This window comes from Aeromicrobium sp. (assembly GCF_025965075.1).
Classification (GTDB): domain Bacteria; phylum Actinomycetota; class Actinomycetes; order Propionibacteriales; family Nocardioidaceae; genus Aeromicrobium.
In genome coordinates this window covers 1-5,435 of sequence record NZ_JAOPXQ010000025.1, presented here as the reverse complement: position 1 = coordinate 5,435, position 5,435 = coordinate 1, and the positions used below count along the sequence as shown (strand labels likewise).

Below are 5,435 nucleotides of genomic sequence, written 5' to 3'. Positions count from 1 at the left end.
GCGGTGCCGAGGTCCCGGCACGCCTCCAGCCAGCCCGAGTGCGTGCCGAACCGGTAGGGCAGGACCGAGACGTCCAGGGACGCGAGGTGGTCGAACAGGCCATCGTCGTCGAAGTAGTCGTGGACGCGTACGTCCACGGTCCCGTCGAGGTCCCGCAGCAGCGCCACCAGCGCCGGTTCGTGGTGCTCGCCGCCGGCCTCGACGACGTCCCGGTGCACATTGACCTGGAGCACCGCGTCGGGGAGATCACCGACGGCACGGGCGAGCACCGGCAGCACGTCATGAGGGGCCATCGATGCCCGCAGGCTCTTGAGGTGCAGCCCGAAGCGAAATGGCCCCGGCCGTCGGCCCGCAGCATGGAGCCGGTCCATCGTCGTGGTGTCGACGACGTGCGGGTGGGGGAGGACGAGCGGGCGGCGGTCCCACCGTCGTTCGACCTCGTCGGCCGCCCCCTCGGTCAACGTCACGAGCGCATCGGCCGCCGGGATGAGGACGTCCAGCTGCGCGTCGTGGTCGCTGCGGTCGAGGTGGTGAGGGTTGCGCAGGTCGTGGACGGTGTAGACCAGCGGCTTGTCGTGGCGACGCAAGGTCCGGACCAGCCCCGCCAGCTCCTCGGGACTGCGCGCGTCGAAGCCGAACTGGACGTGGAAGACGTCGAACTCCCGGTGGGTGGCCTCGACCCAGGAAGGCTCGAGCATCGGCGGAGGCCACCACGGGGCGCCGGTCGGGGTTCGGCGGTCGGGCGGCGGGTCCTCGAGCCGCTCGACCCGCACGCCGTCCGAGACCTCGTCGGGATGCACGAGATGGCGTACGTACACATGCCTCGAGGGCACCGATGCGACGCGGATCAGTCGCGTGTCGACACGTGGAGGGGTGACGGTCATGTCGAGGACCGCCGTGACGCGGCGACGACGTAGCGGTCGTGGACGCGCTCCACCAGGCCGAGCCCGGCGAGCTCGTCGAGCCAGCCCGTCATGGGCCAGTCGCCCCAACGGTCGTGGAACAGTCCGGCGTTGCGGACGATGTCCTCGAGGTGCTCGACCGGTGGTCGGCTCACGGGATGGTGCTGGTGGTACGCGTGTGCGTCGCCGACCCACGCGAGGGGGACCCCGGAGGCGGCCGCCCGGCGGCCGAAGTCGGTGTCCTCGCCGCCGTAGCCGACGTACGCCTCGTCGAACCCCCCGATGGCGTCCCACGTCGCCGGGGTCAGGGCGAATGACAACGACCAGAACAGGTCGTGCCCGTCCCGGTCGACCACGACCTGACCGGGGTCCGGTGCCGGCCGCGCCGGGTGGGGGTCACGGAGCCCGGTGAGGCCGTCGTGCGGATAGCCGTCCCTCCCCGGCTCGGGCAGGTAGGTGACCGGCCCGCACAGGAGGTGACCGGCGCATCGGACGGCCGACCGGACGTATCCCCCCACGAGGTCCGGGTCGGGCATGCAGTCGACGTCGAGGAAGACCAGCAGGTCGGCGCCCCCGGCGGTTGCGGCGCGGGCGCCGGCATTGCGGGCAGCGGCCAACGGAAGGCCATCTGGACGGCCGTCGACGTGCAGCACCTCGGGCGGGACCTCGCCGGCGGGGGTCCAGTCGGCGATGCCGTCGTCGTCCATCGCCACGACGAGATAGCGGTAGGGCCGGACGAGGGACCGCAGCAGGGCCTCGTGCTGGCGGGCCAGGTGCTCGTGGCGGCCGTGGACGACCGTGATCACGGTGGTCCTCATCGGGTCACCCTTGACGTGGGACGGCTCGTCCGGGACGTGTGCCGTTCCAGCTCGTGCTCCAGGACGACGGCGAGCCGTTCGGCGGCGTGCCCGTCGTTCCATCCCGACCAGTCCTCGCCCGGCAGCGCCGCCGCGGTCGACAACCGATCGGCCCACTCGAGCGAGGCGAAGGTCGCGTGGGCGACGGCGGGCCAGCGGCCGGATCGAGCCAGGACACGTGCCGTCGTCACCTGCTCGGCGTGCGGCCTGGCCTGGGGGATCACGATCGCCGGGCGCCGTGCCGCGGCGACCTCGGCGAGGGCGTTCTGACCGCCGTGGGTCACGATCACGTCGGCGTTCTGGAGCAGCGGCCAGGGATCTTCGACCCAGCGACCGCTGCGCGCGTCGAGGATGTCCCAGTGCCACTCGGGTGTCTGCGCACGCGCCTCCGCCACGTCCCGTGGTGTCAGGTTGCTGCCGCCGGCGCCCGCCAGCACCACGACGCGACGGCGCGGTCCGGACGGCCGGAGGAGCGGCTCACCGATGCGTGTGTCGAAGCGGGACAGCGCCCCGACCCGGTGCACGTCGACCCCGTGGGGAATGCCCACGACCATCTCGCCGGCGTCGGGCGGCCACACAGCGAGGACTCGGTCGGCGACGCCGTGGGCCAGGACGTGGCCAGCATCGCGGCGGTCGCCCGGCAGCACCATCGTGACGACGGGGATCCCGTGCAGCCGGGCCAGGAGCAGGACCTCGACCGACACGTCGACCATCAGCAAGGCCGGTCGGGCGGCCTCGATCCACCCGCCGATCGTGGCCATCCGGCCACGGAGACCCGGATCGTGGGCCGGCACCCAGTGCAGCCGGCCGTGCGCCTCGGGGTCCGTCGGCGCGTCGCCGGCGTCGTCCCGCGGGAGCTGGATCCACGGGCCGTCCCACCCGGCCGGGCGGGGCAGCGAGGACAGGCCCGTGACGGTGACCGACAGCTGTGCGGTCACGACCATCGCGCGGTGCAGGTGGCCGCGACCGTGGTGGTGCACGTAGTAGCCGATCACGCGACGGCCCCCTCCTGCTGCTCGTAGAGGGCCTCGTACGAGCTCACCATCCGCGCAACGCTGAAGTGCTCGACCGCGTGCCGGCGGACGGCCGAGCGGTCGAGGGTCGCCGCGGTGCGGATGGCCCCTGCCAGCGCGTCGACGTCGTCGGGGGCCGCGAGGTCACCGGCGACCGGGTCGACGAGCTCCGGCAGGGCGCCGCGGGCGAAGGCGGCGACCGGGGTACCGCAGGACATTGCCTCTGCGGCGACGAGTCCGTACGGCTCGTCCCACTGTGGCGTCACGACGACCACCGCCGCGCGGCCGACGGCCTCGATCAGGTCCTCGTCGTGGAGGTGCCCGACATAGGCGGCGTCGTCATTCAGCACAGGGAGGAGTGCCTCCCGGAAGTAGCGCTCGTCCATGACCGGTCCCGCGACATCGATCTTCACCCCGGCCCGCCGGGCGGCGAGCACTGCTAGGTGCGGCGCCTTCTCGGGCACGATGCGACCCGACCAAACGGCGCGTCCACCTCCCGGACCGAGGTGCCACCGGTCGGTGTCGACGCCGTTCAACACGACGGTCGAGCTCACGGACCGCGACCACGCAGCCCGGGTGTGCTCGCTCACCGCGACGAATCGCGCCGATGCCGGGGCGTATCTGATCGCGGACTCGAGCCAGGCCACGGGAGGCGTGTGCAACGTCGTGACGAGGGGGACCGCGGTCAGGTGAGCCATCGCGATCGGCAGGTGGTGCAGGCTGTTGTTGTGGATCACGTCGAATCGGGACGTTCCGCTGCCGGCGAGATGGAGCATCAGCCCCAGGTACGCGTGGTGCTCCTGCATCCACTGCTCGGGGACTGCCCCGACGTCCTGACGAGCTGCTGGGCTGGAGGCGAATGCCCGCACGGGCAGCTCCTCGACGTTGAGGCTCCGATCCGAGCCGGGTGCCGCGAAGACGCTGACCTGGTGGCCACGTCGGATCAGCTCGCGGGCGAGGGTCGCGGTGTGGGACTCCAGTCCGCCTTGATAGGGCTCACGGATCGGGAATCGACTGGACGCGATGAGGCAGACCCGCATCAGTGGGAGGCGAGCCGAGTGAGCGCAAAGGACATATGGCACCTCTCATGACGAAGGGGGGCGCGCTGCTGCACCTGAGGAGTCCTGTACCCGGTCCACCTCCATGCCAATCGGGATTCCTCGAGACTCCGGCGAACTCGGGCGACGCGGCGGTGACACAGTGACCGTTTCGCGATGCCCCGCGCGGGTAACAACAGGACGAGGGCGGGTGATCGGGATGTTCAGCTACTGGCGGCATCGTCTTGAGTCGATGCCCATGACACCGCCGCCCGATCCGGGCGGCCGGGTCGTCGTCATGTCGGCCCACCCCGACGACGAGGTGCTCGCCGTAGGCGGGTGGATCGCGAGTCAGGCCGACCGGGACATGGCGTTCGTCACGGTGACGGACGGAGAGGCCTCCCACCCGGAGAGCCCGACGATGACGCCGCGCGAGCTCGGGCAGCGCCGTCCTCGTGAGCTGGTGGCGGCTTTGGGGCTGCTGGGCGTGCACGAGCCCGACATCTGTCGCCTGGGATTTCCCGACGGCGAGGTCGCCAAGCACCGCGGCGAGCTCGCTGCGGCCCTGGAGCCGTTCGTTCGCGGGGCCGACCTGGTGCTCGCACCGTTCGAGGCCGACGGGCACCCGGACCATGACGTCCTGGGCGAGGTGGCGATCGAGCTCTGCGGAACGCACACCACGCTGTGGAGGTTCCCGATCTGGACCTGGGTGTGGACGACCCCCGAGGATGGGCAGCACTGGCTGCCGCGCGCACGGCGGCTGGAGTGCCAGGCGGCGTCGCGGGGTCGCAAGCGACGGGCCGTGCGAGCGTTCACGACCCAGGTGCGTGCTCTCAGTGCGGATCCACGGGATGCCGCGGTCGTCACTGAGGGGCTGCTCGACCACGCGCTGCTCGCTCCCGAGGTCGTCCTGGCCTAGTTGTGCCTGCGCTCTCGTTCGTGTCCACGTGGATCGGGACGGGCGGGCGTGACTGACGGGTCAGCCGTACGACGGCGGCGAGAACGAGGTCGTCACCGACCTGTGACCCGCTCCAGCCTCGCGTTGGCGTTGCGCTGCGTGACGATGGCATCCGCGATCGTCACCAGTCGCACGTTGCGGTCCTGGGAGATCCGCGTGAGGAATGCGAACGGACGTGTCGTGGGCCGAGGCGCTGATCAGCTCGAGGTGGTCGTCGACCTGGGCGAAGACGCCGGCAGCGTCGGCCGCCACGGGGTCGAGCGAGGTCCTCGTCACATCGGCGAGCGTCGCAGAGGCGCACGAAGAACGAGCTCTCGTCCACCAGCTGGGCCAGGATCCCGGCGAAGCGGAGAACCAGACGAGCGTTGTCCTGCTCACTCACGAGGAGCACACCTTCCGTCCGGCCAAGGCCTCCAACGTACCGGGGGGTGGTGCGTGCCCACCGGTTTTGCGCCCGCCACGCCGGGTACGTCGCGGGGAGTGCCGCCGCGTCGGCGGGCCCACGACGTACGAGTGGATGGACCATCCCGTGCACAGCGACTACGACTACCTGATCATCGGCGGCGGCATGGCGGCCGACGCCGCAGCGAAGGGCATCCGGGAGATCGACGCCTCGGGCACGATCGGCATCGTGGGGGAGGAGCCGACGGCCCCGTTCCCGCGGCCGG

The 5,435-nt window shown here is 71.6% G+C and carries 5 protein-coding genes; 1 reads left to right on the top strand and 4 read right to left on the bottom strand.

The window, feature by feature from the left end:
- The 4 genes from JWQ91_RS01385 to JWQ91_RS01370 form a co-directional block, all read right to left on the bottom strand.
- Window positions 1-800 (bottom strand): glycosyltransferase family 1 protein (locus JWQ91_RS01385; RefSeq protein WP_297779788.1); only part of this gene is annotated, 800 nt, incomplete at its 3' end.
- A gap of 80 nt (window positions 801-880) precedes the next feature.
- Complete coding sequence (locus JWQ91_RS01380; RefSeq protein ID WP_297779786.1) at window positions 881-1,720, bottom strand: galactosyltransferase-related protein; 840 nt, start codon at window positions 1,718-1,720, stop codon at window positions 881-883.
- Window positions 1,717-2,754, bottom strand: a complete 1,038-nt coding sequence (locus JWQ91_RS01375; protein ID WP_297779783.1) for a glycosyltransferase — start codon at window positions 2,752-2,754, stop codon at window positions 1,717-1,719. The genes JWQ91_RS01380 and JWQ91_RS01375 overlap by 4 nt, the downstream gene beginning before the upstream one ends.
- Complete coding sequence (locus JWQ91_RS01370; protein WP_297779781.1) at window positions 2,751-3,812, bottom strand: glycosyltransferase; 1,062 nt, start codon at window positions 3,810-3,812, stop codon at window positions 2,751-2,753. The genes JWQ91_RS01375 and JWQ91_RS01370 overlap by 4 nt, the downstream gene beginning before the upstream one ends.
- A gap of 250 nt (window positions 3,813-4,062) precedes the next feature.
- On the opposite strand from JWQ91_RS01370, the gene JWQ91_RS01365 reads away from it, so the two are divergent.
- Window positions 4,063-4,728 (top strand): PIG-L family deacetylase, encoded by a 666-nt coding sequence (locus JWQ91_RS01365; RefSeq protein WP_297779778.1) that lies wholly within the window; start codon window positions 4,063-4,065, stop codon window positions 4,726-4,728.
- Window positions 4,729-5,435 lie beyond the last annotated feature (707 nt).

What these genes read in the sequence shown, in the direction of transcription:
- JWQ91_RS01380 (WP_297779786.1), bottom strand. Translation starts at nt 1,720, where the DNA reads ATGAGGACCACCGTGATCACGGTCGTCCACGGCCGCCACGAGCACCTG.
- JWQ91_RS01370 (WP_297779781.1), bottom strand. Translation starts at nt 3,812, where the DNA reads ATGCGGGTCTGCCTCATCGCGTCCAGTCGATTCCCGATCCGTGAGCCC.
- JWQ91_RS01365 (WP_297779778.1), top strand. Translation starts at nt 4,063, where the DNA reads ATGCCCATGACACCGCCGCCCGATCCGGGCGGCCGGGTCGTCGTCATG.